Source organism: Curvibacter sp. GW821-FHT09D12, assembly GCF_059416245.1.
The window spans coordinates 522,329-545,578 of the sequence record NZ_JBWKOU010000001.1; the positions used below are offsets into that span (position 1 = coordinate 522,329).

The window sequence follows — 23,250 nt, forward strand, 5'->3', positions numbered from 1 at the left end:
TGCCCAGGCCTGGGCATGAACCGAACCTGCGGCTTCAGGCAGGTTGGAAAATGGTGCGTCACCCGCTTGGGCCAGGCCTCAGACTGGGGCGTGACAGGGGCAGAAAGGGTGCCGGCACCTGCATGAGGCCCGTGGCAGGCAGGGACCGAGGTCGGCACAGGGAGGCTGGCGCCGGCAGAGCCGGGCACCCGCCGGCGGGCAGGGGGCCGGCGCTCCGGCGCCAGGGAGCGAGGTCAGTGCAGCACCAGCACCGGCAGCTTGCTGCGGGCGATGATCTTCTTGGTGTGCGAACCGAAGACAAACTCGCCCAGCGGGCCGCGTCCGTGGGTGATCATGACAATCATGTCGCAACCGGCCTTTTCGGCTTCTTCAAGGATGGCGTGGTCGACGGCGTAGGCAGTCACGGTCAGGCCGGCAAAGGTCACGCCAGCGGCCTGGGCGCGCTCTTCAAACTGCGTCAACAAGGCATTGGCGTGGCTCAGGTTGCGGTCTTCATGCTCTTTCATGCGGGCGGTGGCCACCGTGGCGTCGCTGCTGATGGTGGACAGCGGCATGTCGGGTTCGACCACGAAGCCCGTGATCTTGGCGCCGAGCTGCAGCGCGAGTTCGATGCTGCCATCCATGGCACGGTGGGACAGTTCAGAGCCGTCGACGGGGACGAAAAGGTGTTTGTACATGCTGTCTTTCTCCTCAGATGGATTCATCAAGGCGCCAGGTGGCGCACATAGGATGATGAGTTGGCTTGAATTTGTTTTTTGGGTGCGTAAGCGCCCAGCAAAGTGTCACCCAGGCCCGCCAGGGTGGGCGTGTGGATGCTACGTAGTGCCCGGGGGTGCTGAGCCCCGGCACACCGGGGCAGCGCCTGCAACCGGGGACGGGGGGACAGCGGTAAGGGCATGTCTGAATTGTTTCAGAAGCTTGATTCCGCCGCGTGGGGGCGCTAGCGTAGAAATTTGACCATGGTCAAACAGCTGCAGGATTGGCCGACGCGCCGGGCGAGGTCGGCTGCTGGATCCTGAAGCCAACAGGGCGGCCACAGAGTTCGTACCCATTCTGTAACCAGGGCTGGGCCCAAAGCCCGGTCTTCGGCGTTACCATAGCGTTGTAATTTAGTTACATAAACCATGAAACTCCATCCCACCGTTGAAGCTGTCACGCGCCGCATCGTCGAGCGCAGTGCCCCGGGCCGCGAAGCCTACCTGGCCCGCATCGAGGCGGCCGCGCGCCAGCCCCGAGGCGCCGACCGCATGGGCTGCGCCAATGTGGCCCACGCCTTTGCCGGTGTGCCCGGTCACGACCGCTTTCGCATCGTGGCCGAAAAGGCCCCCAACATCGGCATCGTCACGGCCTACAACGACATGCTGTCGGCGCATTCGCCGTTGCAGCATTACCCGGACCTGATCAAGTCCGAAGCCCGGCTGCATGGGGCCACGGCCCAGGTGGCCGGCGGCGTGCCAGCCATGTGCGATGGCGTGACGCAGGGCACGGCGGGCATGGAACTCAGCCTGTTCAGCCGCGACGTGATCGCCATGAGCACGGCAGTGGCCCTGAGCCATGACGTGTTCGATGCCGCCTTGATGCTGGGTGTGTGCGACAAGATCGTGCCAGGGTTGCTGATCGGCGCCCTGCAGTTCGGCCACCTGCCCACGGTGTTTGTGCCGGCGGGGCCCATGACCTCGGGTCTGTCGAACAATGACAAGGCCAAGGTGCGCGAGCAGGCCGCCCAAGGCCTGGTCGGGCGCGAAGCCCTGCTGGAGGCCGAGATCAAGGCCTACCACGGCGAAGGCACCTGCACGTTCTACGGCACGGCCAACAGCAACCAGATGCTGCTGGAGGCCATGGGCCTGCACGTGCCGGGCACGGCCTTTGTGAACCCTGGCCAGGCGCTGCGCGCCGAGCTCACCCGTGAGGCGGCCCGCACCGTGCTGGGCATCACCCGGGCGCGCCGGTTTGCCCCGATCGGGCAGGTGGTGGACGAACGCTGCATCGTCAACGCCATGGTGGCCCTGCTGGCCACGGGCGGTTCGACCAACCACCTGATCCACTGGGTGGCCGTGGCCCGTGCGGCGGGCATCCTGATTGACTGGAACGATTTCTCCGAACTTTCCGAGGTGGTGCCGCTGCTGACGCGTGTCTACCCGAATGGCAGCGCGGATGTGAACCAGTTCCAGGCGGCGGGCGGCCCAGGCTTTGTGATCCGCGAACTGCTGGACGCCGGCCTGATGTATGAGGATGTGCTGACCGTGCGCTCCGGGGGGCTGCGTGAATACACCCGCATCCCTGAAGCAGGGGGGGCGGGCCAGGCCTTGCAATGGCGCGACATCGGTGCCAGCGGCGACGACAGCGTGGTGCGGCCGGCCAGCCAGCCGTTCAGCGCCACCGGGGGCTTGCGCTTGTTGCGGGGACGCCTGGGGCGCAGCGTGATCAAGGTGTCGGCGGTGCCCGAAGACCGCCATGTGATCGAGGCGCCGGCCCGGGTGTTCAACTCGCAGGACGAACTCCATGCCGCCTTCAAGGCCGGCGAACTCGACCGTGACCTGGTCTGCGTGGTGCGCTGGCAAGGGCCGCGGGCCAACGGCATGCCTGAACTGCACAAGCTGACGCCGCCGCTGGCCGTGTTGCAGGGCCGCGGCTTCAAGGTGGCGCTGGTGACCGATGGCCGCATGAGTGGCGCCTCGGGCAAGGTGCCGGCGGCCATCCACGTCTCTCCCGAGGCTTTGGCCGGCGGTCCGCTGGCCAAGGTTCAAGACGGCGATCTGATCCGACTGGATGCTGTGGCCGGTACCCTCGACATTCTGGTCGATGAAACCACCTGGGCCGGCCGAGCGCTGGCCCAGATGCCTGCCGAGTTGCAGGCTGCGAATGCGCTCGGTTGCGGGCGCGAACTGTTCACGGGCATGCGCAGGCATGCCCTCACCGCTGAAGAAGGAGCCTGCACATGGCTGTGAAACCCCTTGCCCCCCCTCTCGCCACACCATTGACCGCTCTGGCGGTGATGCGCGATGCGCCGGTCATCCCGGTGATCGTGCTCAACGACGTGGCCCATGCCGTCCCGCTGGCCCGCGCCCTGGTGGCGGGCGGCATCCGCATGCTGGAGGTGACACTGCGCACCCCGCAGGCCCTGGCCTGCATCGAGGCGATTGCCCGCGAGGTGCCCGAGGCCGTGGCCGGTGCCGGCACGCTGCGCAGCGCGGCCGATGCCCAGGCTGCGGTCAACGCAGGCGCACGTTTCGGGGTCAGCCCGGGCTACAGCTCGGCGCTGGGCCAGGCCTGCCGTGACCTGGCGCTGCCCCTGCTGCCCGGCGTGGCCACCGGCAGCGAGATCATGGCCGCCATGGAAGACGGCTTGACTGAGTTGAAGTTTTTCCCGGCCATGCAAGCCGGCGGCCCGGCCATGCTGAAAGCCTGGCATGGCCCCTTTGGCGACATCCGCTTCTGCCCCACGGGTGGCGTCAGCCCCACCAATGCGAACGAGTTTCTGGCCTTGCCGAATGTGGCTTGCGTGGGGGGCTCGTGGCTCACCCCGGCCGATGCGGTGGCCCAGGGCGATTGGGCCCGCATTGAATCGCTGGCCCGCCAGGCCAGCCAGTTGCCGCGGGCTGGATGACCGCGGGCCTTGGCGTGTGGCCTGCGCGGGCCACACGCCAGGCAGGCTGCCGGGCCCCTGCGTGAAGGGCCCGGCACGCCGAACCTGAAGCCGCCACCCCACGGGTGGGCGGCTCTCGCGCTCAAGCCTGCGGTTTGTAGGCGGTGACGTCGATTTCCACCTTGGCGTCGATCATCAGCCTTGATTCAACCGTCGACCGGGCGGGACGGTGCTCACCAAAGCACTCCATATAGACCCTGTTGAAGCTGCCGAAGTCACGGGCATCGGCCAGCCAGACGCTGACCTTGGCGACGTCCTGCAGCGTGGCACCGGCGAGTGCCAGGGCCTCCTCAACCCGCTTGAAGACCTGGCGGGTCTGGTCTTCAATGCCGCCCACGATCACCTGGCCCTTGTCATCGGTAGGCACCTGGCCCGATACAAAAACAAAGTCACCGGCGCGGGTGGCGGGTGAAAGAGGGCGGGCCAGACGATCTGACGCCAAGGGTGCCTGACCCAACATTTCGACACGTGAAGAGGTAATCATCCGTTAGCCTTTGTAAGAAATTTACATGAACAAAGCGAAGTAGGTGGAAATACTGGGTGTTATTTTCGCTTTGTTCGTTAATATTGTAATAATTTTACTTGGAGGCGCCATGACTCAGTGTCCAGACTCAGCCAGCATTCATGTTTCTCACGGGCTCCCGGGCCCGTTGCTCGACCGCCGAACCTGCCTGGGCCTGGCGGGCGCTGCCGTGCTCGGGGGGCTGTCCTCCACGATGGGCGTGGCGCAGGCCCAGGGCATCAGTGCGGTCAACCTGGCCATGGTGGCCGAGCCTCAGAGCCTGGATCCGATGCTCAGCTCGTCGGACTTGGTGGCGACCATCATGCAGCACGTGTATGAGCCGCTTTACACCTTCGATTCGCGCTGGAACGTGGCGCCCATGCTGGCGCAAGCCTTGCCCAAGGTCTCGCGCGATGGGCTGACCTACACCATCGCCTTGCGCAAAGGTGTTCGCTTTCACAACGACCGCGAGATGAACTCGGGCGATGTGGTGGCGTCGCTGCAGCGCTGGATGGAACTGGCCGCCCGGGGCAAGGCGGTGGCCAAAGAGGTGGCGTCGCTCACGGCCACCGGGCCTTTGGCGGTGGAGATTCGACTGAAGGCCCCCTATGCCCCCTTGCTGGCCCAATTGGCCTTGCCTGGGGCCATGGCCGCCGTCATGCCCAAGGAGAGCCTGGCCCCTCAACTCAAGGAGTTCATTGGCACCGGCCCCTACCGTTTCAAGGAGCGCCGACCCGATCAGTTCACGGTGCTGGTGAAGTTCGCGGCCTACGCAGCGCGCAGTGAGGCGGCCGACGGCTATGCCGGCCGTCGTCAGGCCCTGATCGATGAGCTGCGCTTTGTGCCTGTGCCCAACGCCAACACGCGCGTCGAAGGGGCCTTGTCCGGGCAGTTCCATTTTTCCGATCTGTTGCCGGTCGAGGCCATGGGGCGCCTGGAGAAGGGGGCGCCCGCCGTGCAGGCCATTCTCACGCCCAACTTCGGCTTTCCGTACGTGGTGTTCAACACCCGCGAGGGTGTGCTGGCCTCGCAGGCCTTGCGCCGGGCGGTGCAAACAGCCTCTGGCAGCGGCGAGATGCTGGCGGCGGGCTTTGGTGATGGGCGATTTTTTGCGGTTGAGCCCAATTTCTTTCCCAAGGGCACACCGTATTTCTCGACCGCAGGCGCGACGCTGTACAACGAGCGCAACCCGCAACAGGCGCGCGATCAGGCCACCAAGGCCGGCTACAGCGGGCAGCCGATCCGCATCATGGCCAGCCGGCAGTACGAGTTTCACTACAACATGGCGCTGGTGCTGGCCGAACAGCTCAAGAAGGCGGGTTTCAAGACCGAGCTGCAGGTGGTGGACTGGGCGACGCTGGTGCAGCGTCGCAACGATCCCAAACTCTGGGACGTGTATTTCACGCACTCGGGGCTGTTCCCTGAGCCCATGGTCTCGCCGCCGCAGATGGGCGACGATGCCCCAGGCTGGTGGGACAGCCCGGCCAAAAAACAACACCTGGCGGCCTTCAACCAGGAAGCCGACCTGGGCAAGCGCGCGGCGCTCTGGGGGCGCGTGCAGCAGCTGGTCTATGACGAGGTGCCGTTCATGGAGTTGGGCAAGTTCAATGCCCTGTCGGCGCGGTCGAGCAAGCTGCAAGGCTATGTGCCACTGGTCTGGCCGTTCTTCTGCAACGTGCGACTGGGCTGAACAGGGGCCGCAAGATGCTTCGCTTTCTGATCCGGCGTCTGGCCGGTGCCTTGATGGTGCTCGCCCTGGTGGCGGTGCTGGTCTTCCTGCTGACCCGGCTCGCCTCGGGCGACCCGGTGGCCCTGTTGCTCGGTGATCAGGCCACGGCGGCCGACATCGCCCGCGTGCGCACCGAGTATGGGCTGGATCGCCCCTTGGGCACCCAGTTTCTGCTGTGGCTGGCCCAGGTCGCCCAGGGCAACCTGGGTGAGTCGCTGTTTCTGCAACGCCCGGTGACCCAGGCCTTGCTGGAACGTGCCGAGCCCACCTTGTTCCTGGCCGGTTTTGCCGTGCTGGTGGCGGCCCTGATCGGCATCCCCTGCGGCACGGTGGCCGCCGTCTGGCGCGGGCATTGGGCCGACCAGCTGCTCAGTGGTGTGGCCATGTTGGGGGCGAGCGTGCCCAGCTTCTGGCTGGGGCTGTTGTTCATGCAGTTCTTTGCCGTCAAGCTCGGATGGTTTCCGGCCTCGGGCTATGGCGACCCCGACACGCCCCTGCTGGAGCGACTGCACCACCTGGTGCTGCCAGCCCTGGTGCTGGGGCTGTTGAACTCGGCCTTGATCATCCGCTTCACGCGGGCCTCGGTGCTCGACATCCTCGGCGAGGACTATGTGCGCACGGCGCGGGCCAAGGGCCTGCCCGAACACCACATTCTGTGGCACCACGTGCTGCGAAACGCCCTGGTGCCCATCGTCACCGTGCTGGGGTTGACGCTGGCGCTGATGATTGGCGGGGCGGTGGTGACCGAGACGGTTTTCAACCTGCCGGGCGTGGGCAATCTGGTGGTGCGTGCGGTGCTGCGTCGCGATTACCCCGTGATTCAGGGCACCTTGCTGGTGATCGCTGCGGTGTATGTCTTGATCAACCTGGGGGTCGACCTGTTGTACACCGTGGTCGACCCGCGCATTCGCCTGGAGGCCAAATGACGACCTTGCAAGCCATGGGGAGCCCGGCCTCGGCCTGGCGTCAGGTGTTGGGGCGCCTGTTTCGCAGGCGCGTGGTGCTGCTGGCGGCCGTGTTGCTGGGCGTGGTGGTGGCGGTGGCCTCGGTTTGGCCGGTCCTGTCGAGCGCCGACCCCGGTGCCATTGAGATCAGCGCGCGCCTTCAAGCCCCGTCAGCCGTGCATTGGGCAGGCACCGACGAACTGGGCCGTGATGTGTGGCTGCGCATCGTGCATGGGGCCCGGTTCTCGCTGTTGATCGGCTCGGTGACGGCGGCAGGGGCGGTGGTGCTGGGCACCTTGCTGGGCCTGTTGGCCGGCTACTTCAGGCGGCTTGATGCGCCTCTGATGCGACTGGTGGACGCGATGATGTCGTTCCCGGACATCCTGCTGGGCATTGCGCTGGTGGCGATTCTGGGGCCTTCGCTGTGGAACGTGGTGTTGGCCCTGGTCATCGTCTACACCCCGCGGGTCGCCCGCGTGGTGCGGGCCGCCACCCTGGTGCTGCGGGAGCTGCTGTTCATCGACGCGGCCCGGGCCCTGGGGGTGCGCACACCCTGGATTCTGTGGCGCCACATCCTGCCCAATCTGGCCTCGCCGATCCTGGTGCAACTGACTTTCATCTTTGCCTATGCCATTTTGTGCGAGGCCGGGTTGTCGTTTCTGGGGGTGGGCGTGCCGCCCGAGATCCCGACCTGGGGCACGATGATCGCCGGCAGCATCGACTATGCCGACCGTGCCCTCTGGGTGATTCTTTATCCGGGTCTGGCCATTGTCTTCACGGCCTTGTCGCTGCAGGTGCTGGGTGACGGCGTGCGCGATCTGCTGGACCCCAAACTGAGGAAGGCCGCATGAACAAGCCGCTTGAGAGTTGCCAGCCACGTCTGGAGGTGCTGGGTCTGTCCACCTCGTTCGGGACGCCCGAGGGGCGCATCCAGAGCGTGGCCGACGTGTCTTTTCAGATTCCGGCCGGCCAGACCCTGGCCCTGGTGGGCGAGTCGGGCTCCGGCAAATCGGTGACCAGTCTGTCGCTGATGGGGCTGCATGCACGCAGCGCTCGTCCCGAAGTGGCCGGCGAAGCCTGGTTTGTGCGTCGTGATGGACAGCGTGTCAATCTGCTGGCCCTGCCCGAGGCCGAGATGCGGCGCCTGCGGGGCAACGAGGTGGCCATGGTCTTTCAGGAGCCCATGACCAGCCTGAACCCGGTGCTGACGGTGGGTGAGCAGATCGCCGAATCGGTGCGCCTGCACAAGGGGCTGGATCGGCGGGCCGCTTTGGCCAGAGCGCGTGAAATGCTGGATTGGGTCGAGATCCCAGCCGCTGCGCAACGCTTGGGCGAGTACCCGCATCAACTGTCTGGCGGCATGCGTCAGCGCGTGATGATCGCTTTGGCCATGGCCTGTGAACCCAGCCTGCTGATTGCCGATGAGCCGACAACAGCACTGGACGTGACCATTCAGGCCCAGATCCTGGCCTTGATGGGGCGACTGCAACAGCAGACCGGCATGACGATGCTGTTCGTGACGCACAACCTGGGCGTGGTGGCGCAGTACGCCGATCACGTGGCCGTGATGTATGCCGGGCGCATTGTGGAGTCGGCCCCCGTGCAGGCCCTGTTTGGTGCCCCGACCCACCCCTACACCCAGGGGCTGCTGGCCTGCCTGCCCGGCATGGCGCGGCGCCAGGCCGAACGGGCGGGCACGGCGTTGGCGGGCCAGGCAGGCGGGCGGCAACGCCTGGTGGCCATCCCGGGCCAGGTGTCCAGCCCCTTGGCGCCGCCGCCGGGCTGTGCCTTCGGGCCGCGCTGCAGCCAGCGCGAGGCCGCGTGCGAGTTGCAGGTGCCCGAGTTGCGGGCCTTGAGCGGGCAGCGGCAGTCCCGGTGCATCCTTTCCAACCGCGAGGTCACGGCATGAGCACGATCTTGAATCCCCACGCAGCGCCGCCCTTGCTTGACATCCGGGGCCTGAGCAAGCATTTTGGCGCCGGGCCGCATCCGGTCCGGGCCGTCAGCGATGTGAGCTTTTCAATCGCTCGGGGCGAGACCCTGGGCCTGGTCGGCGAGTCGGGCTCGGGCAAGAGCACGATCGGGCGCCTGATCACGCGCCTGCTCGACCCGAACGCCGGACAAATGCTTTACCAGGACAGCCAGCAGGGTCCAACCGACCTGGCCGCCTTGAGTGCGGCGGCCTATCGCCCCCTGCGCGCCCGGCTGCAGATCATCTTCCAGGACCCCTATGCCAGCCTGAACCCGCGCATGCGCATTCGCCAGGTGCTGGGCGAGGCCCTGGACACCCATGGGCTGGCCCGCGGTGCGGCCCGCGAGCCGCGCATCCAGGAGCTGCTGCAGCAGGTGGGCTTGCGCCCCGAACATGCCGATCGCCTGCCTCACGAGTTTTCGGGGGGCCAGCGCCAGCGCATCGGGATTGCCCGTGCGCTGGCGGTGCAACCGGAGTTCATCGTGGCCGACGAGCCCCTGTCGGCCCTGGATGTGTCCATCCAGGCCCAGGTGGTCAACCTGCTGGGCGACCTGAAAGAGCAGCTGGGCCTGACGCTGCTGTTCATTTCACACGACCTGGATGTGGTCGAATACCTCTGCGACCGGGTGGTGGTGCTGTACCTGGGGCGGGTGATGGAGATGGCCCCCACGGCCACGCTGTACAGTCGCCCCCGGCACCCGTACACGCAGGCCTTGTTGGCGGCGGCCCCGGTGCTGGATCCGACGCAGCGCCGCACGATCACCCCCTTGAAGGGTGATCTGCCCAGCCCTGCCCATCCGCCCTCGGGTTGCGTGTTCCGTACCCGGTGTCCGCAGGCTGAGGCCCGTTGTGCCGAATCTGCAACCCCCTTGCGCGAAGTGTCCGCAGGCCATTGGACGGCTTGCTGGAGAGATGAATGAGCTCTTTGATTCCCGACACCCTGTTGGCTGGCTTCACCCTGACAGGGGGCTACAAAAACTTTCCCCAGGCCGCACCGGCCACACCGGCTGCAGCGCTGGGCCAGCTGAACTGGCAATTGCTGAACGACGACCTGCCTTACCCGATGGCCGTGTTGAGCGAAGCCGCCTTGCGCCACAACCTGGCCTGGATGCAGCGCTACGCCAACGACCGCGGGGTGCATTTGGCGCCGCATGGCAAGACCAGTTTGTCACCCGAACTGTTCGCCCTGCAACTGCAGGCGGGTGCCTGGGGACTGACCTTTGCCACCGTCTATCAGGCGGCCGTGGGCGTGGCGGCAGGGGCCCGACGGGTGATCATTGCCAACCAGGTTCTGGCCGATGCCGATCTCGATGGCTTGCAGGCCCTGCGGGGGCAGCACCCCGATCTGCGGGTCTGGTTTCTGGTCGACTCGATCGCCCAACTTGCCCTGATCGAAGACTGGGCTGCCCGCCGCAGCGCGGTGCAGCCTTTCGATGTGCTGCTGGAGGTGGGCATTGCCGGTAAACGCACCGGCTGCCGTAGCCTGGAAGAAGCGCTGACCCTGGCGCGCGCCCTGGCGGCTTCGAAGGCCGTGCACCTGGGGGGCATCGAGTGCTACGAGGGCGGCGCGGCCATCGGTGACAACGCCCACGACAGCCGTGAGGTCACCGATCTGGTGCGCCGGGTGCTGGCCATCGCACGGGCCTGCGATTCGGAGGGGCTGCTGGCGGGCGACCAGATCCTGCTGACGGCAGGAGGCTCGGCGGTGTTTGATCTGGTCTTGCCTCTGTTGCAGGCGCAAGGCCTGTCGCGCCCGGTGTGGGGTGTTCTGCGCTCAGGCTGTTACATCACCCATGACCATGGCAACTACCAGCGCTTTTTGAAGCTGCTGGAGCAGCGTGAGGGCCTGGCGGATTCGCTGCAGCCCGCCCTGACCGTGTGGGCCTTGGTGCAGTCGGTGCCTGAGCCAGGCCTGGCCTTGCTGTCGTGTGGCCGCCGGGATCTGTCCTACGACCTGGAGATGCCCGTGCCCTTGCGCATCGCCGCTCGTGGCGTGCGCAACCTGCTGCAGGCACAGGCGGTACCGGCCGATTGGCGCATCGAGTCCCTCAACGACCACCACGCCTACCTGCGTTTCGATCCCGCTGGCCCTTGCCCGGTGGTGGGTGATCGGGTGGCCCTGGGGATCTCACATCCCTGCACCACGTTCGACAAATGGCGCTGGATGCCCGTGCTCGACGAGCAGGGGCGCGTTGTTTCTGCCATCAGCACCCATTTTTGAGGCCACCGGCGAATGTCTGAATTTACCCACCCCAGCCTGCTGCGGCAGATGCGTGATCGGCAGGCTGACCTGCCTGAGGCCCAACGCCGTGTGGTGCAACTGGTATTGTCTGACCCCCGCGCTGCGGTGGCCGCCACGGTCGAGCAACTGGCCCAGCAGGCGGGTGTGTCCATGCCCACCATCGTGCGCACGGCGCGCAGTTTTGGGCACGACTCGGTGCGCGAGTTCATGGTCAGCCTGGCTCAAGACCTGGCGGTCACGGGGTCGCACCTGCATCGCTCGGTGTTGAACGAGGACTCGGGCTCGGACGTGGCCAGCAAGATCATCCATGCGGCGGTGTCGTCGCTGACCGATCTGGGGCGCCGCATCAACCCCGACCGGATGGACCAGGTGGTGGAAAAACTGGCTGCGGCCTCACGCATCGATTGCTACTCGGTGGGGGCAGCTTCGACCTTCATGGCCAGCGAGTTGCAAAGCCGGCTGTTCCGCCTGGGGCGGCCGGCCCATGCCATTTTCGATGCGCATCAGCAACTGGTGTCGGCGCACACCCTGGGGCCGCAAGGCGTGGCCTTTGTCGTGTCCCATGTGGGGCGCATGCCCTACACCCTGGAGGCCGCCCGCTTTGCCCAGTCGCGCGGTGCCACCGTGGTGGCACTGACCCAGCCCGGAACTCCTTTGGCGGACATGGCCGACCTGCTGCTCGATGTGTCGGTACCGCCGGACGCTGTCATGCGGGTGGGCACGGAGGCCTACCTGGCTCACCTCGTCATGATCGAAATCCTGACCGTGCGCCTGGCCCAGAAAATGGGCCCGGTGGCCACCCAGGGCCTGCAGCAGTTCCGGCAACTGCTGGAGCAGCATGGCTTTGACAGTGCCGAATTTATCGGCATGAACCCCGATGAGCGCCGCCATGCCGACTGATCGAGCCGATGCCACCTTGTTGCGCCAGGGCCTGATCGTCGACGGCACGGGCCGCGCGGGCTATGTGGGCGACCTGTTGATCGTGGGCGATCGGCTGGTGGCTGTGGGCCAGGTCCCGCCCCCCCTGCTGGCCGACCATCCGGCTTGCCGCGAGGTGGATTGCCGGGGCAGGGTGCTCGCCCCCGGGTTCATCGATGTCCACACCCATGACGATGCGGCGGTGCTGGATCACCCGGCCATGCTGCCCAAACTGTCCCAGGGCGTGAGCACGGTGATCGTGGGCAACTGCGGGATTTCACTGGTGCCGGTGCTCAGCCAGGAGCCGCCGGGCCTGCTCAAGCTGCTCGGCCCGCACCAGTTTCGGCATCCGCGCATGAGCGACTATGCGGCGGCCGTGGGGCAGGCGCAGCCCGCCGTCAACGTGGCCGCGCTGGTGGGGCACAGCGCGCTGCGCATTCGCCACATGGATGATCTGAGCCGGCCCGCCAATGCGTCAGAACGCGCTGCCATGCAGGCCGATCTGCAAGACGCCATGGCCGCGGGGGCACTGGGGCTTTCGTCCGGGGTGTTCTACCAGGAAGCCTATGCCGCTGATCAGGACGAACTGGTGGCCTTGGCCAGCGTGGCGGCCCGGGCTGGTGGCGTGTATGCCACCCACATCCGGGATGAGCTCGACGCCATCCTGCCCGCCCTGCTGGAGGCCGCGGGCACGGCACGTCAGGCCGGTTTGCCCCTGGTGATCTCGCACCACAAATGCGCCGGCCCGGCCAATTGGGGCCGCACCCGTGAAACCCTGCCCCTGCTGGAGTCCTTGGCCCGCGAGCAGGAACTGGGTCTGGACGTCTACCCTTACACCGCCGGTTCGACCGTGCTGCGCAGCGATCTGGTGGATGGTGTCATTGACATTCTCATCACCGGCAGCGTCCCGCACCCCGAGATGGCGGGCCGGCACCTGGCAGACATTGCCCGCGAATGGGGCCTGAGCCAAGTGCAGGCCTGCGAGCGCCTCATGCCCGGCGGCGCCTGCTATTTTCAAATGCATCAGGACGACGTGGATCGGGTGGTGACCCACCCGCTGTCCATGATCGGTTCAGACGGCTTGCCCCACGACGAACGTCCGCACCCGCGGCTATGGGGGGCTTTTCCACGCGTGCTGAGCCGCTATTGGCGCGACACCGGGATGCTGAGCCTGGAGTTGGCGATCCACAAGATGACTGGCCTGTCGGCACGCCGTTTCCGCATGGCCGATCGGGGAGAACTGCGCCCAGGTGCCCATGCCGATGTGGTGCTGCTTGACCCGGCACGGGTGCGTGACCGGGCCACCTTCGAGCAGCCCCAGCAGTTCAGCGAGGGCATTGAGCAGGTGTGGGTCAATGGCGTGCTGAGTTTTGTGGGCGGAGAGGCTCAGGAACGGGCCCGTGCCGGCCGCTTTTTGCCGCGCAGGGCTGAATGAGGGGCAATTGATCGGCCTCGGAGGGCGGCGTCGAGAAAAGGGGCTTCCTTTGGGGCTGGCAAGCCCGATCGGCCGCCGGCCTGTTGGTGCCGCTCCCATCCCTTGGATGTGTAAATATTTTGGCGATTTTTGAGCCATTACGGCAAAATAACTTCACCATGGCTAAAAAGACTGCCCCGCTCCTCCCGTCTGTTGACGAGCTGCTTCGGCAGTTTGGGGAGCGCCTGCGGCTTGCACGGCTGAGAAGGCAGCTTTCGGCAAAGCAAGTGGCTGAGCGTGCCGGGATGTCTCCGATGACTTTGCGCAGCCTTGAACGCGGAGGCGCCGGCGTGACCATGGGGGCCTACCTTGCGGTCATGCAGGTGCTTGGGATTGAAGGCGATCTCGATCTTTTGGCAAGGGCCGATCCCCTTGGGCGAGCGCTGCAGGACGCACGGCTACACCCCGCAGTCAGTGCCACACGGCGGATTGCCGGACCGCTGACGAGGCGATTGTCCAATTCCTCAGCAAGCGATGGAGGTCGGTCCCAGTTGGGCCCGCCGATTCCCTCAGCTCAGACAGAACCCGGTCAGCCTGCTGGGCCCACGCCGGCTGTCGAGGCAGACCTTGAGGGCTGGATCGAGCACGGCGACTTCGCCAGTGCCGATGCGCTGTCCAGCCTCATCGCCAAGGCTGTCACGCCTGCTAAGGCAGGCTGCTGATCCCATGAGCACCCCCATGGCCGTCTACGCGGATTGGGTGGGGCTCGATGGGCCGACGCGGCTTGGATGGCTGTACGCCCGACGTGGCGCGGGGCGTGAAGTGTTCGAGTTCGCCTTTGAGCCGTCCGCATTGGCTGACCGCGGTTTTCAGGGCTTGCACCTGGATCCGCGGCTGGGGCTGTTCGAAGGACCTCAGCACCCACCGCAAGGACATGAGATTTTTGGTGTCTTCGCCGATTCGAGCCCCGATCGATGGGGGCGGGTGCTGATGCGGCGGCGTCTTGAGAGAGCTCAGCGCGCCGGCACCGTCGACAAGACGGTGCGTTTGTACGAGTCGGATTACCTGCTGGGCGTGCACGACACCTACCGCTCAGGGGCGCTGCGTTTCAAGCTGGACGGTGAAGGAGAATTTCTGGACAACCAGCACGGAAGCGCCGCACCACCCTTCGTCAAACTGCGCGAATTGGAGGCGGCCAGCCTGGCATTGGAGCGTGACGAGGACAACACAGCCGCTGCGGCTGACGACTGGCTGCGCCTGTTGATCGCGCCCGGCGGTTCTCTGGGCGGTGCGCGTCCCAAGGCCAGTGTGGTCGATCCGCAAGGCCAGCTATGGATTGCGAAATTTCCCAGCGTTCGAGACGAGCACGACGTCGGGGCCTGGGAATTGGTGCTTCAGACCCTGGCCAAGGCGTGCGGCCTGCGCGTTGCCACCAGCCTGGGGCGCAGGTTTGCGAGTGCGCATCACACCTTTTTGGTGAAGCGCTTTGATCGCACGCCACAAGGGAGGCTGCACTTTGCCTCTGCGATGACGCTGACAGGGCACCTCGATGGCGAAGACGCGTCGACGGGGGTGAGCTATTTGGAGATCGCACGGGTGCTGATCGAGCAGGGTTGCCAGCCAGCCGCTGACTTGCGCGAGTTGTGGAGCCGGATCGTGTTCAACATGCTGGTGTCCAACACCGACGATCACCTGCGCAACCACGGATTCATCTGGGTTCCAGGCAAGGGCTGGCGGCTGTCCGAGGTCTACGACATGAACCCTGTCCCGGACTCGTTGGGCTTGAAGCTCAATGTGGGGCCAACCGACAACTCGCTTGATCTTGAGCTGGCCCGATCGGTTGCTGGCTACTTTCGGGTCTCACTGAAACAGGCGGACGAGATCATTTTGCGGTGCAAAAACGTCGTGAGCCAGTGGCCGGCGATCGCCCAGGGTTTGAAAATTCCTGATCGCGAGCAGCTGCGGATGGCCGGTGTGTTCAAACTCGCGCTGTCGCCTTGATGGCTCAGGCAGGCGTAGGCTGCCTGCCTGCCTGCCTGCCTGCCTGCCTGCCTGCCTGCCTGCTAGGCGCTGCGCAGCGGATCGGCCTCTTGGGCCTGCGGGCGCTGGCCCTTGGCGTCAGCTGTTGGTGGTCTTTGGATCAACTCGATCTTGTACCCATCCGGATCCGTCACAAAGGCGATCACGGTGCTGCCGCCCTTGACCGGGCCGGCCTCGCGCGTGACGTTGCCACCGGCGGCCTTGATCTTGTCGCAGGCGGCGTAGGCGTCGGGCACGCCCAGGGCAATGTGGCCGTAGGCCGTGCCCAGCTCATAGCTTTCCACGCCCCAGTTGTAGGTCAGCTCCAGTTCGGCGTGTTCGGGGTTGCGGCCGTAGCCCAGGAAGGCCAGCGAGTACTTGTACTCGGGGTTTTCCGAGGTGCGCAGCAATTGCATGCCCAGCACCTGGGTGTAGAAATCAATCGAGCGCTGGAGGTTGCCAACGCGAAGCATGGTGTGCAGAAACCGCATTCGGGGGTCCATCAAAAGGCAAAGACAAGGTGCTTATTCTGCGGCTTTCTGCCTTGTTCAGCGTGGGGGCAGGTCGAACACCAGGCAGGTTGTGGTGGCATGGGCGTACAAGGTGCCATCAGGCCCCACCAGACGCGCCTCGGCCGTGGCCAGTTGGCGCCCGCAGTGGATGACGCGGCCCTCGGCGCGCACCCGGCTGATCTTGGGGGTGATGGCCTTGACCAGATTCACCCCCAGTTCGGCCGTGGTGTAGCCCCGGCCAGGCAGCATGCAGGTGTGCACCGCGCAACCCAGAGCCGAGTCGAGCAGGGTGGCAAACCAGCCCCCATGCACCGTGCCCATGGGGTTCAGGTGCTGCTGTCGGGGCGTGCCCTGGAACACGGCGCGGCCCTGGGTGGCCTCGATGATGAGAAAATCCAGCGTGCTTGCGATTTCGGCATAGGGCAGGGTGCCTTCCAGCATGGCCTGCATCTGCTGCAGGCCTGTCTTGCCGGCGATCTGCTCGGGGCGGGCCACGCCGGGGCCGGCACCTTGGTCCAGTTGGGCGCGGATGGCGGCTTCTTCTTGCAGCCAGCGCTGCAGCGTGGCTTCAGCAGAGTCTGCCGTAGGATGGGCGTCGGCGTGGCTGCTGGGTGGGTTGGCAGTGCGCATGGTCGAACTCCGTTAAATATTGCAGATGCAATTATTGCAAATACAATGAACTCATGAACAAGCGCACCCCCTCCGAAACTGTCAAGGACGCGACAGCCCGTCCGCAGGGCTGCACGAATTTCAAGCTGCGCCGCCTGATGCGACAGGTAGCCCAGCATTACGACGCGCAGATGAGTTCTTGCGGCTTGAAGACCACCCAATATTCCCTGTTGAGCACGGTGGATCGGCTGGGACCCATCCAGCCTTCCGAGCTGGCGCGCAGCATGGCCATGGATGCCTCAACGCTCACACGCAATCTGCGCCCGCTCATGGACGCGGGCTGGCTGCTGCTGGGCCCGGGTCAGAATGCCCGCAGTCGCCTGGTGCACATCACCGAGGCCGGGCGGGAAAAACGACGTGAAGCTCAGGCGCTCTGGAAGGTGGCCCAACTCGGCCTGAACGAGATGCTGGGCGAGGCCACCGTGGTGGCACTGCACGGGTTGATCGACGACTGCATGGAACTTCTGGTCGAGCCGGCCGCCGAGCCGGTGGCGGCTGAGCAGGCAGCCGGGGCTTGAGCGTCAGGCCCGGGGTTCAGGCAGCGACGGTGTAGTTGAGCGTCATGCGGCCCCCGTCGGCCACGACGATCTCGCCGGTCACATAGCTGGAGGCATCGCTGGCCAGCCAGGCCACCACGTCGGCCATCTCTTCAGGCGTGCCCAGGCGTTTCAATGGGGTGCGGCTCATGATGCGGCGCCGGGCCTCGTCACTGGTCAGCACCGATTGGGCGGCCAGCTCGGTGGCGATGGTGCCCGGGGCCACGGCATTGACGCGGATGCCCTGATCGGCCAGGGCCAGGGCCATCACCCGGGTGAGCTGGTTGATGCCCCCCTTGCTCACGTTGTAGCTGGCAATGGTCGGAATGGTCAGTACGCCATTGACCGAGCTCATGTTGATGATCGACCCGGGGGCCCGTTCGGGGGTGGTGCTGGCCTGCTGCACCATGGCGCGCGCGACCGCCTGGCCGACCAGGAATGCGCCCTTGAGGTTGACGTCGAGCACAGCATCGAAGTCGGCTTCGGTGATGTCCAGAAAATCGGCGGCCTTGAAGATGCCGGCGTTGTTGACCAGGATGTCAATGCGGCCATGGGCCTGCAGTGTGGCCGCCACCAGGGCCTCAACGTCGGCCTTGCGGCTGACGTCGCAGTGCACATACAGGGCGCCGGTCTCGGCCGCCAGGGCCTGACCGCGGGCATCGGCCACGTCGGCGATCACGACCTGGGCCTGTTCACGAACAAAGCGGCGCACACAGGCCTCGCCGATGCCTTGCGAGCCACCGGTGACGATGGCCACACGGCCTTGCAGGCCGAACGAGATGGAAGCGTTGTGAGAAGTCATCGGGGCATGCTAACAGCTTGTCCTTTTGCGCTGGACCGGGCCCGCAGGCGCTATGCTCGGCGCTCATTTCAGCCTCCGGGCTCCCTTTCAGATGTCACCCTTGATCCAAACCGATGCCGCCAGCGGCCAGTCCAGTTTCACCCGCGTGGTGTTGGCCACCGGCGCCGATGGCCGTGCCTATTTTCACGAAGAGTCGCTGCCGTTGAGCGAAGGCAAGCCGGCCTCGCAACTCAGCCCCTTCATGAGTGCCCAGGGTTACCAGTTGCGCCACAGCCCGGTGGGGTTCCGCAGTGATTTCCATTGCACCGGTGAGCCACAGTGGGTGTTCATTCTGCAGGGGCAGATGGAAATCGGCCTGCAGGGCGGGGTCTCGCGGGTGTTCGGGCCCGGGCAGCACTTCTACTCGGCCGACACCTTGCCGGCAGGCGAGGTGTTTGACCCTGTCGTGCACGGCCATTGGAGCCGGCAGGTGGGCCCGGATCCTCTGGTGACCGTGTTCCTGCGCGACTGAGCTTGGGGGCCCGAAGGCCCTGGCCTCAGGGCCGGTAATCCTCGGGCAGGCGCAGGCGCAGCAGCGCGCGCACAAAGCCGTGGTCGGACCGGGTACGGCTGTGCCCCTCGTTGAGGTGGTCGGTGAAGTACTGGATGCGGCGCACATCGCCCAGGCTGAAACGGCCTTCGGCCAGAAAGCCCTCGCTGACCAGGATCTGGTCCAGCACCTCGGGGCGGCCCTGGTGGATGTGGGAATAGGCCACGTCCTTGCGCAGTGCCATCTCGCTTTGCACGTCGTAGGCATTGAACAAGGCCAGGCGGCGTGCCGACTTGTCGTAGGCCACCTCGGAGGTGGCCGCCACCAATTGAGTGGTGACGCTGGTCGGGCTGTCGTTGAAGTCGCCCACCATCACCAGCGGGGCGTTGTCGGTGTTCAGCAGGTCCACCACCAGGCCGCGCAAGGCGGCGGCCTCGGCCCCTCGCATCATCAGCGAGCGCAAGGTGGCCAGGGCCATGATCTTGGGGTCGTCACGGTCTTCCAGCGACCGGCCTTGCTCGTCAAGCAGGAAGCGCGGGCGTTTGGATTTGAGGTGCACATTGAGCAGGCGGATGCGCTGCCCATGCTTCATGCGCAACACGGCCAGCAGAGGTGGGCGCTCGAATTGCCCGTGCACGCCGCAGCCCGGGATGTCCAGGGCCTGGGGCAGGGCATAGTCGGTGAGCGAACGGATCTCTTCCACCCCCAGGCGCGTGGCCAGGCCCAGCCGGGGTGTGCCGCTGGCCCCCTGCTGGTGAGCGTTGTTCTCGGCACCGGGAACGCGGATCTCGTTGTAGTGCAGCTTGCTGCGGTGGATCGCCCCTTTGAAGGCGGCCTCGTCCCACACCTCTTGCACCGCCAGGATGTCGGCGTTCAGCGTGGCAAAGCGCTCACCCAGCCAGGCGAGTTTGTGTTCAAACTCGTGCTGGGTATAGGGATCTTGGTTGGGGTAGTAAACCCGGCCAGGGTTGGCCAGGTTGAGCACATTGCAGGTCGCCACCGAGAGGGTGGCGTACCGGGTGCTGCCGGAGGAGCCGGAAGGGGGGGCCAGGTCTTTCGACATGGCGCCGATCAACGACCGAACGAACGACCACCGCCGGAGCGGTTGCCACCGAAGCCACCGCCACCGCCGGAGCGGCCACCGCCACCACCACCACCACCGAAGCCGCCGCGACCACCGCGGCCGCCCCGGCCGCGATCGGCCATGCTGTCGACGCTGGTGCGCATCGGGTCGGGCTGGCCCGCAGGCGTGCTGCGCTGCGCGGGCACGGCACGGCCGGTCAGGCTGGCCAGTGCGGCCGAGGCGTCATGACGAACGCCGGCCTGGCTTTCAAATCGGTCAGCGCCTCCCCCCCCGCCTTGGCGGGGGCCACGTGGGCCTTGGCCGTGGCCCGGGGCACGTGGCGGACGCGGTGCCTGGGCGCGTTGTTGAGCACCGCCTTCACCCTGGCCGTCGCGGGCCGGGCGGCCACCACGGGGGCCTTGACCTTGGCCGTTGCCGTTGCGCTGGCCGCCACCGGCAGCACCGCCGCCTTGGCCACGACCACCGCCGCCATTGCCATTGCCATTGCCTTGGGCGGCACCGTTGCCGCCACCTTGGCCGGCTTTGTTCTCGCGGATGCGCTGCATCATTTCGGCGCGCGCGGCCTTGGCCGCAGCGGCCATGACTTCACGGCTCGGCGGCTTGCCAGCCCCGCCCCAGATGGTCTGGCGGCCCATGGCGATGGGCTCGGCCCGCTCGCCGGGTTCGGGCCCGAAGCCGTCGATGATCTTGACGTCGATGTTCTGCTTGGTGAAGCGCTCGATGTCCTGCATGAAGCCTTCTTCGTCCAGGCAGACCAGGCTCACGGCCTCGCCGCTGGCGCCGGCGCGGCCGGTGCGGCCGATGCGGTGCACATAGTCTTCGCTGACGTTGGGGATTTCGTAGTTCACCACGTGCGGCAGTTCATCGATGTCGATGCCGCGGGCCGCGATGTCGGTGGCCACCAGGGCGCGGATGTCGCCGCTCTTGAAGCCCTGCAGGGCCTGGGTGCGGGCGCTCTGGCTCTTGTTGCCGTGCAGCGCCATGGCCTTGATGCCATTCTTGGTCAGGTATTCGGCCACGTTGTTGGCGCCGAACTTGGTGCGGGTGAACACCAGCACCTGGCTCCAGTTGTGTTCCTGGATGATGTGGGTCAACAGGGCTTTCTTTTTGCCGCGGCCCACCGGGTGGATCACCTGGGTGATGCGTTGCACGGTGGTGTTGCGCGGGGTCACCTGGATGCTTTGCGGGTTGCGCAGCAAGGTGGCGGCCAGGTCGCGGATCTCGTCGCTGAAGGTGGCCGAGAACAGCAGGCTCTGCTTTTCCTTGGGCACCAGGGCCAGCACCTTCTTCACGTCGTGGATGAAGCCCATGTCGAGCATGCGGTCGGCTTCGTCCAGGATCAGGATCTGCACGTTGGACAGGTCCAGGTGACCTTGCTGTTGCAAGTCGAGCAGGCGGCCCGGTGTGGCCACCAGGATGTCGACGCCGCGCTTGAGGGTGCTGATCTGCGGGTTCATGCCCACGCCGCCGAAGATGACGGCCGAGCTCAGTTGCAGGTATTTGCCGTAGTCGCGCACCGACTCTTCCACCTGGGCCGCGAGTTCGCGGGTGGGGGTGAGCACCAGGGCGCGGATGCCGACGCCGCCGGTGCGGTTGGTGGCACGGTTGCCCAGGCTCAGCTTGTGCAGCACGGGCAGGGTGAAAGCGGCGGTCTTGCCGGTGCCAGTCTGGGCACCTGCCAGCAGATCCTGGCCTTCAAGCACAGCGGGAATGGCCTGTGCCTGAATCGGGGTTGGGTTTTCGTAGCCTTGTTCGCTAACGGCTTTGAGAATCGCCGGAGCGAGGTTCAGATCGTCAAAAGTCATGGTGTGGTGCCCTTGCCGGGCACTGGGGAATCGGCCTGTCCAGGCGCTTGGCAGCGCTGGGCCAGTCTAGGCAGATGAACTTCAGGGTGGGTCAGGCAAGGGCTTGGTTCAGGCCCTTCTGGCCCGCAGCAGATCGCTGATGTTGCGTTTACTGGTGAGCGCAACGAGGGGGATTGTCGCATGAGTCGATAATCACGGATTGAATCGTCACTTTTTCCATCAAAGCAGAACATGGCCCAATACGTTTTTTCCATGAACCGAGTCGGCAAGATCGTGCCGCCCAAGCGTCAGATCCTGAAGGACATTTCGCTGAGCTTCTTCCCGGGCGCCAAGATCGGCGTGCTGGGCTTGAACGGCTCGGGCAAGTCGACCCTGCTGAAGATCATGGCCGGCATCGACAAGGAGATCGAGGGCGAAGCCATCCCCATGGCCGGGCTGAAGATCGGCTACCTGCCCCAAGAGCCCCAACTCGATCCCGAACAAACCGTGCGCGAGTCGGTTGAAAGCGGCATGGGTGAGATCAAGGCCGCCCAGCAGCGCCTCGAAGAGGTGTATGCCGCCTACGCCGAGGAAGACGCTGATTTCGATGCCCTGGCCGCCGAACAGGCCAAGCTGGAGGCCATCATCGCCACCGCTGGCGACGCCTCCGACCACCAGCTTGAAATCGCGGCCGACGCGCTGCGCCTGCCGGCCTGGGATGCCGTGATCGGCAAGCTCTCGGGGGGTGAAAAGCGCCGCGTGGCGCTGTGCCGCCTGCTGCTGTCCAAGCCCGACATGCTGCTGCTCGACGAACCCACCAACCACTTGGACGCCGAATCGGTCGACTGGCTGGAGCAGTTCCTGGCCCGCTTCTCGGGCACCGTGGTGGCCATCACCCACGATCGCTACTTCCTGGACAACGCCGCCGAGTGGATTCTGGAACTCGACCGGGGCCACGGCATTCCCTACAAGGGCAACTACAGCACCTGGCTGGACCAGAAGCAGTCTCGCCTGGAGTCCGAGCAAAAGGGCGAAGAAGCCCGTGCCAAGGCGCTCAAGAAAGAACTGGAATGGGTGCGCCAGAACGCCAAGGGCCGTCAGGCCAAGAGCAAGGCCCGCATTGCCCGCTTCGAAGAACTGAGCGATTACGAATACCAGAAGCGCAACGAAACTCAGGAAATCTTCATTCCTGTGGCCGACCGCCTGGGCAGCCAGGTGATCGAGTTCAAGAACGTCAGCAAGTCCTTCGGTGACCGCGTGCTGATCGACAACCTCACTTTCAACATCCCGGCGGGTGCCATCGTCGGCATCATCGGCCCGAACGGCGCCGGTAAATCGACCCTGTTCAAGATGATCGCCGGCCGCGAGCAACCCGATTCGGGCGAAGTGGTGGTGGGTCAGACCGTCAAGATGGCCTATGTGGACCAGAACCGCGACGAACTGGCCAACGACAAGACCGTCTGGGAAGACGTGTCCGGTGGGCTGGACATCCTCACCGTGGGCAAGTTCCAGATGGCCAGCCGCGCCTACTGCGGTCGCTTCAACTTCAACGGTGGCGACCAGCAGAAAAAGGTGGGTCTGCTGTCGGGTGGTGAGCGCGGCCGTCTGCACCTGGCCAAAACCCTGATTGCCGGCGGCAACGTGCTGTTGCTGGACGAACCCTCGAACGACCTGGACGTGGAAACCCTGCGCGCCCTGGAAGATGCCTTGCTCGAATTCGCGGGCACCATCCTGGTCATCAGCCACGATCGCTGGTTCCTGGACCGCATCGCCACCCACATCCTGGCGGCCGAAGGCGACAGCCAGTGGAACTTCTTCGACGGCAACTACCAGGAGTACGAAGCCGACAAGAAGAAGCGTCTGGGTGAAGAAGGCGCCAAACCCAAGCGTGTCCGATTCAAGGCACTGAAATAAGCGTAAAAAACTGAAACAATGACGGGGCCCCATG

At 65.7% G+C, this 23,250-nt stretch carries 22 protein-coding genes; 15 read left to right on the forward strand and 7 right to left on the reverse strand.

Translation table 11 applies throughout. The features are described from left to right. Positions 1-233 precede the first annotated feature (233 nt). The gene (locus tag AC07PT_RS02435; RefSeq protein WP_492345335.1) at positions 234-677 is read right to left on the reverse strand and encodes a universal stress protein; all 444 of its coding nucleotides are present in this window, start codon (positions 675-677) and stop codon (positions 234-236) included. Between the two features lie 447 nt (positions 678-1,124). Between AC07PT_RS02435 and edd the strand changes: the two genes are divergently transcribed. Both edd and eda read left to right on the forward strand, forming a co-directional pair. After that, the gene (gene edd / locus AC07PT_RS02440) at positions 1,125-2,948 is read left to right on the forward strand and encodes a phosphogluconate dehydratase (protein ID WP_494655653.1); all 1,824 of its coding nucleotides are present in this window, start codon (positions 1,125-1,127) and stop codon (positions 2,946-2,948) included. Beyond that, the gene (eda, locus tag AC07PT_RS02445; RefSeq protein ID WP_492345337.1) at positions 2,939-3,607 is read left to right on the forward strand and encodes a bifunctional 4-hydroxy-2-oxoglutarate aldolase/2-dehydro-3-deoxy-phosphogluconate aldolase; all 669 of its coding nucleotides are present in this window, start codon (positions 2,939-2,941) and stop codon (positions 3,605-3,607) included. Before edd ends, eda begins: the two co-directional genes overlap by 10 nt. 121 nt (positions 3,608-3,728) lie before the next feature. Here eda and AC07PT_RS02450 read toward each other — a convergent pair whose 3' ends face one another. Then, positions 3,729-4,130 carry a RidA family protein gene (locus tag AC07PT_RS02450; RefSeq protein ID WP_492345338.1) on the reverse strand — a complete coding sequence of 134 codons (402 nt, stop codon included), beginning with the start codon at positions 4,128-4,130 and terminating at the stop codon, positions 3,729-3,731. 109 nt (positions 4,131-4,239) lie between these two features. Here AC07PT_RS02450 and AC07PT_RS02455 point away from each other — a divergent pair, with 109 nt between their 5' ends. The 10 genes from AC07PT_RS02455 to AC07PT_RS02500 all read left to right on the forward strand — a co-directional run bounded on the left by AC07PT_RS02455 (position 4,240) and on the right by AC07PT_RS02500 (position 15,368). Next, positions 4,240-5,838, forward strand: a complete 1,599-nt coding sequence (locus tag AC07PT_RS02455; protein ID WP_494655654.1) for an ABC transporter substrate-binding protein — start codon at positions 4,240-4,242, stop codon at positions 5,836-5,838. Positions 5,839-5,852: 14 nt separating this feature from the next. Further along, positions 5,853-6,803: an ABC transporter permease gene (locus tag AC07PT_RS02460; protein ID WP_492345340.1), complete on the forward strand. Its 951-nt coding sequence runs from the start codon at positions 5,853-5,855 to the stop codon at positions 6,801-6,803. Then, positions 6,800-7,672, forward strand: a complete 873-nt coding sequence (locus AC07PT_RS02465; RefSeq protein WP_494655655.1) for an ABC transporter permease — start codon at positions 6,800-6,802, stop codon at positions 7,670-7,672. Before AC07PT_RS02460 ends, AC07PT_RS02465 begins: the two co-directional genes overlap by 4 nt. Beyond that, positions 7,669-8,730 carry an ABC transporter ATP-binding protein gene (locus AC07PT_RS02470; RefSeq protein WP_492345342.1) on the forward strand — a complete coding sequence of 354 codons (1,062 nt, stop codon included), beginning with the start codon at positions 7,669-7,671 and terminating at the stop codon, positions 8,728-8,730. Before AC07PT_RS02465 ends, AC07PT_RS02470 begins: the two co-directional genes overlap by 4 nt. Further along, a complete protein-coding gene (locus AC07PT_RS02475) occupies positions 8,727-9,713 on the forward strand; it encodes an ABC transporter ATP-binding protein (RefSeq protein WP_492345343.1) in 987 nt (328 codons plus the stop codon). Before AC07PT_RS02470 ends, AC07PT_RS02475 begins: the two co-directional genes overlap by 4 nt. Continuing rightward, a complete protein-coding gene (locus AC07PT_RS02480) occupies positions 9,710-11,014 on the forward strand; it encodes an alanine racemase (RefSeq protein WP_494655656.1) in 1,305 nt (434 codons plus the stop codon). Before AC07PT_RS02475 ends, AC07PT_RS02480 begins: the two co-directional genes overlap by 4 nt. A gap of 12 nt (positions 11,015-11,026) precedes the next feature. Further along, complete coding sequence (locus AC07PT_RS02485; protein ID WP_494655657.1) at positions 11,027-11,935, forward strand: MurR/RpiR family transcriptional regulator; 909 nt, start codon at positions 11,027-11,029, stop codon at positions 11,933-11,935. Next, a complete protein-coding gene (locus AC07PT_RS02490) occupies positions 11,925-13,388 on the forward strand; it encodes an N-acyl-D-amino-acid deacylase family protein (protein ID WP_494655658.1) in 1,464 nt (487 codons plus the stop codon). The genes AC07PT_RS02485 and AC07PT_RS02490 overlap by 11 nt, the downstream gene beginning before the upstream one ends. 158 nt (positions 13,389-13,546) lie before the next feature. After that, positions 13,547-14,089: a helix-turn-helix domain-containing protein gene (locus AC07PT_RS02495; RefSeq protein ID WP_494655659.1), complete on the forward strand. Its 543-nt coding sequence runs from the start codon at positions 13,547-13,549 to the stop codon at positions 14,087-14,089. A 16-nt stretch (positions 14,090-14,105) separates the two neighbouring features. Continuing rightward, on the forward strand, positions 14,106-15,368 hold the full coding sequence (locus AC07PT_RS02500; RefSeq protein ID WP_494655660.1) for a type II toxin-antitoxin system HipA family toxin: 1,263 nt from the start codon (positions 14,106-14,108) through the stop codon (positions 15,366-15,368). A 62-nt stretch (positions 15,369-15,430) separates the two neighbouring features. Here AC07PT_RS02500 and gloA read toward each other — a convergent pair whose 3' ends face one another. Both gloA and AC07PT_RS02510 read right to left on the reverse strand, forming a co-directional pair. Continuing rightward, entirely contained in the window at positions 15,431-15,877 is a 447-nt protein-coding gene (gloA, locus tag AC07PT_RS02505; RefSeq protein WP_494655661.1) for a lactoylglutathione lyase, read from the reverse strand. 57 nt (positions 15,878-15,934) lie between these two features. Beyond that, positions 15,935-16,528 carry a PaaI family thioesterase gene (locus tag AC07PT_RS02510; RefSeq protein ID WP_492345350.1) on the reverse strand — a complete coding sequence of 198 codons (594 nt, stop codon included), beginning with the start codon at positions 16,526-16,528 and terminating at the stop codon, positions 15,935-15,937. Positions 16,529-16,581: 53 nt separating this feature from the next. Between AC07PT_RS02510 and AC07PT_RS02515 the strand changes: the two genes are divergently transcribed. Next, positions 16,582-17,085, forward strand: a complete 504-nt coding sequence (locus AC07PT_RS02515) for a MarR family winged helix-turn-helix transcriptional regulator (protein ID WP_492345351.1) — start codon at positions 16,582-16,584, stop codon at positions 17,083-17,085. Between the two features lie 16 nt (positions 17,086-17,101). On the opposite strand, the gene AC07PT_RS02520 is transcribed toward AC07PT_RS02515, so the two are convergent. Continuing rightward, a complete protein-coding gene (locus AC07PT_RS02520) occupies positions 17,102-17,905 on the reverse strand; it encodes an SDR family NAD(P)-dependent oxidoreductase (protein WP_492345352.1) in 804 nt (267 codons plus the stop codon). 91 nt (positions 17,906-17,996) lie between these two features. Here AC07PT_RS02520 and AC07PT_RS02525 point away from each other — a divergent pair, with 91 nt between their 5' ends. Continuing rightward, positions 17,997-18,416 (forward strand): cupin domain-containing protein, encoded by a 420-nt coding sequence (locus AC07PT_RS02525; protein ID WP_494655662.1) that lies wholly within the window; start codon positions 17,997-17,999, stop codon positions 18,414-18,416. 25 nt (positions 18,417-18,441) lie between these two features. Here AC07PT_RS02525 and AC07PT_RS02530 read toward each other — a convergent pair whose 3' ends face one another. Continuing rightward, on the reverse strand, positions 18,442-19,497 hold the full coding sequence (locus AC07PT_RS02530) for an endonuclease/exonuclease/phosphatase family protein (protein ID WP_492345354.1): 1,056 nt from the start codon (positions 19,495-19,497) through the stop codon (positions 18,442-18,444). An 8-nt stretch (positions 19,498-19,505) separates the two neighbouring features. After that, the gene (locus tag AC07PT_RS02535) at positions 19,506-21,323 is read right to left on the reverse strand and encodes a DEAD/DEAH box helicase (protein WP_494655663.1); all 1,818 of its coding nucleotides are present in this window, start codon (positions 21,321-21,323) and stop codon (positions 19,506-19,508) included. Positions 21,324-21,554: 231 nt separating this feature from the next. Here AC07PT_RS02535 and ettA point away from each other — a divergent pair, with 231 nt between their 5' ends. Beyond that, the gene (ettA, locus tag AC07PT_RS02540; RefSeq protein ID WP_492345356.1) at positions 21,555-23,216 is read left to right on the forward strand and encodes an energy-dependent translational throttle protein EttA; all 1,662 of its coding nucleotides are present in this window, start codon (positions 21,555-21,557) and stop codon (positions 23,214-23,216) included. Positions 23,217-23,250 lie beyond the last annotated feature (34 nt).